This window comes from Streptococcus oralis (assembly GCF_001578945.1).
GTDB classification, from domain to species: Bacteria; Bacillota; Bacilli; order Lactobacillales; family Streptococcaceae; genus Streptococcus; species Streptococcus oralis_Q.
Genome location: NZ_KQ969551.1, coordinates 325805 through 329769 on the forward strand (window position 1 = coordinate 325805; position 3965 = coordinate 329769).

Sequence of the window (3965 nt, forward strand, 5' to 3'; positions counted from 1 at the left end):
AGGCGGAACAACAAGTATAACACAGAGGTGTTTTCTTATTCTTAAATGATCTTTCATTTGACAACAGGTTCTCTTGAAGCTGTTTTAGCAACTAAACCAAGGCTACTTTTGGCCTCGGTTAGCCGGTCTAACAGCTTCAAGCCTATTATCAAATAAAATCACAATCTAAATCTCAGGTGATTTGACACTCTGATTTTTAGAAAGTCGGGGTGGTTAACTTCATTTTAGAACTTTCGTTAGTTTTATAGCTGATGAAAAATACTTGAAAATAGAAAAATATCTTGACATAAGGAGATAATGGGTGTAGAATATTTACTGGTTAATTAAATAGTTAAATACTAGTTAAGGAGTTTTTATGAAAAGGAAATCAATTGTCTATTTTCTCCTGACCGTCTTCGTTTTCGTTTTGGCTGCTTGTGGTCAGAAGGAGAGTCAGCAGAGCAAGGGGATGAAAATCGTAACTAGCTTTTATCCCATCTATGCCATGGTTAAAGAGGTATCTGGAGATTTGAATGATGTACGGATGATTCAGTCTAGCACCGGGATTCATTCCTTTGAACCATCGGCAAACGACATTGCAGCTATCTATGATGCGGATGTCTTTGTCTATCATTCACGAACCTTAGAATCTTGGGCAGGAAGTTTAGATCCCAACTTGCAAAAGTCTAAGGTACGAGTCTTAGAGGCGTCTGAAGGCATGACCTTGGATCGTGTATCTGGTCTTGAGGATGTTGAGGTTGGTGATGGGATTGATGAGAAAACACTCTATGATCCTCACACTTGGTTGGATCCAGAAAAAGCAGGAGAAGAAGCACAGATTATTGCGGATAAATTGTCTGAGGTGGATAGCGAACACAAGGATATCTATCAAAAAAATGCCAAAGCATTTATCGCAAAAGCACAAGAGTTGACCAAGAAGTTCCAGCCTGTTTTTGAAAAAGTTCAACAAAAGACCTTCGTCACTCAACACACAGCCTTTTCTTATCTAGCGAAACGATTTGGGCTAAATCAGTTGGGGATTGCTGGGATTTCTCCTGAGCAGGAACCCAATGCAAGGCAATTAACTGAAATCCAAGAATTTGTCAAAACCTTCAAGGTGAAAACGATTTTCACAGAAAGTAATGTCTCATCCAAAGTGGCAGAAACACTGGTCAAATCAACAGGTGTGGGACTGAAAACACTCAATCCTTTAGAGGCAGACCCACAAAATGACCAAACTTATCTGGAAAATTTAGAAGAAAATATGACTATCTTGGCAAATGAATTGAAATGAGGAAATTATGAAAATCAATAAAAAATATCTTGCAGGTTCTGCTGTAGCTCTACTTTTGAGCGTTTGTACCTATGAATTAGGACTTTATCAGGCGCGTACGGTCAAGGAAAATAATCGAGTGTCTTATGTTGACGAGAAGCAACCAGCCCAGAAAGCGGAAAGCTTGACACCAGATGAAGTCAGCAAGCGTGAAGGGATCAATGCGGAGCAAATTGTCATCAAAATCACCGATCAAGGCTACGTGACTTCCCATGGGGATCATTACCATTACTACAATGGTAAGGTGCCTTATGATGCTATTATCAGCGAAGAATTGCTGATGAAGGATCCCAACTACCAACTAAAGAATGAAGACATCGTTAATGAAATCAAGGGTGGCTATGTTATCAAGGTCAATGGAAAATACTATGTTTATCTGTCCAATCCATCCCAAACCGAAAATATCCGAACCAAGGATGAAATCAATCGCCAACGACAGGAACATAGTCATAGGGAAAATCATGGAGGAGGCTCTTCGACTACGGATAGCGCCCTTGCTCTGGCTCGCTCACAAGGTCGCTACACGACAGATGATGGCTATATCTTTAATGCGTCAGATATCATAGAGGACACAGGAGATGCCTACATCGTACCACATGGAGATCATTTTCACTATATTCCAAAGAGTGATCTTTCTGCAAGTGAATTGGCAGCAGCCCAAGCCTTTTTATCAGGTGGCCGGACAGAGCCTTCTAGAGTAAATTCCCACCGCAATTCTGGCGGAAATGACGGAGAGAGAGAGACTGGCTGGACACCATCTACGAATAACGGAGGATTAGTCTCTCCAAATGCTCCTGTGAATCCAAGACCAAACGAAAGTGATGGTCAACCGAGTCAGAGCGAAGATATTACGAACCTCTTAAAGGAACTCTACGCTCAGCCTTTATTCAAACGACATGTAGAATCAGATGGTCTGGTCTTTGACCCTGCACAGATCACCAGACGAACGGCAAAGGGAGTTGCAGTACCGCATGGCGATCATTACCACTTTATCATGTACTCGCAAATGTCTGCCTTGGAAGAAAGAATCTCCCGCTTGATTCCTTTGAAAGGGGAACAAGCTCCAGTTGTTCCAGGAGAGCGTCCTCTAACCCCACTTCCTAGTCCACATCCTCAGCCAGTTCCAAACCTAACACCTCAACCGATGCCAACACCTATCAATCCAGTAGAGGAACAACTGGTTCAGACAGTTATTCGAAAGGTTGGAGATGGTTATGTGGTAGAGAACAAAGAAGGAACTCGCTATGTTCTTGCCAAAGATTTGACAACCGAAACTGTAGCAGCACTTGATAAAAAACTAGCAACTCAAGAAAATCTGAGCCATGAATTGCCAGCTAAAAAAGAAGGTGTATCTCCAAGAGATCAAGAATTTTATAATAAAGTCTACAATCTTTTGGAAGAAAGTCACCAAAAACTACTTGAAAACAAGGGACGTTTGACGGACTTCCAAGCCTTGGATCAGCTTCTTGCCCGTCTCAATGATGAATCAAGTGATAAGGTGCAGTTGGTAGATGATGTCCTTGCTTTTCTAGCACCAGTTCTACACCCAGAACGCCTTGGCAAGCCAAATGCACAAATCGAATACAGCGAAGAGGAAGTACGTATGGCTCAGTTAGCAGATAAGTATACAACCTCAGATGGTTATATCTTTGATGCTCGTGACATTATCAGTGATGAGGGAGATGCCTATGTGACACCGCATATGGGACACAGTCACTGGATTGGTAAGGATAGTCTTTCTGCCAAGGAAAAGGCGGAAGCGGCAGCTTATACCAAGGAAAAGGGAATCCTCCCACCATCTGCAGATGCTGCAGCTCAGGCAAATCCAGAAGGAGAAAGTGCAGAAGCTATCTACAATCGTGTGACAGGAGAAAAACGTATCCCACTCGTTCGCTTGCCATATAATGTTGAGCATACGGTAGCGGTTAAAAATGGCAATCTCATCATTCCTCATAAGGATCACTACCACAATATCAAGTTTGCTTGGTTTGACGATCACTCCTACAAGGCACCAAATGGCTATACTCTAGAGGATCTCTTTGCGACTATCAAGTACTATGTCGAACATCCAGATGATCGCCCAACTTCAAATGATGGTTGGGGAAATGCGAGCGATCATGTCCAAGGTAAACCAACTAGAGATCAAAACTTTGCTCCGGGTGAAGAGCCAAGGGATGAGGAAGAAGAGGAAACACCAGCAGAGCCGGAGGAACCACAAGTTGAAACGGAAAAAGTAACTGCCAAACTCACGGAAGCAGAGCAACTCCTATCAGAACTGAGTGATGCAAGTCTAAAAGCCAATGCAGAAGAAACCTTGCTCGGTCTTAAAAACAGCCTATTGCTCGGAACAATGAACAATAACCAAATCATGGAAGAGGCTGAAAAACTACTCACTCTTTTGAAAGGGGCTCCTGTTTCTACAATAGAAGAAAAAGAAAAGACAGAAACCACAACTCAACCAAGCGCATAATGCAAAAGAACCTCCAAAAATTTTAAATACCTAAAAAAGGCATCCTATCAAGATTTTTGAACACTTAATAGGGTGCCTTTTGTTATGGAATTATTGACTAAAAATCTCCATGATTTCGTTTGTATCTAGCTTTTCTAGTCTTTGTATGAAACGATTCCGATAATGGTATCAACTGCCTTTTCC

General features: G+C 41.9%; 2 protein-coding genes. Both read left to right on the top strand.

Annotated elements, in window-relative coordinates:
* Nucleotides 1-355: 355 nt before the first annotated feature.
* Nucleotides 356-1273: a metal ABC transporter solute-binding protein, Zn/Mn family gene (locus tag SORDD16_RS04255; protein ID WP_061452494.1), complete on the top strand. Its 918-nt coding sequence runs from the start codon at nt 356-358 to the stop codon at nt 1271-1273.
* Nucleotides 1274-1280: 7 nt separating this feature from the next.
* Nucleotides 1281-3782 (top strand): pneumococcal-type histidine triad protein, encoded by a 2502-nt coding sequence (locus SORDD16_RS04260; protein WP_061452495.1) that lies wholly within the window; start codon nt 1281-1283, stop codon nt 3780-3782.
* Nucleotides 3783-3965: the final 183 nt, after the last annotated feature.

What these genes read in the sequence shown, in the direction of transcription:
- SORDD16_RS04260 (WP_061452495.1), top strand. Translation starts at nt 1,281, where the DNA reads ATGAAAATCAATAAAAAATATCTTGCAGGTTCTGCTGTAGCTCTACTT.
- SORDD16_RS04255 (WP_061452494.1), top strand. Translation starts at nt 356, where the DNA reads ATGAAAAGGAAATCAATTGTCTATTTTCTCCTGACCGTCTTCGTTTTC.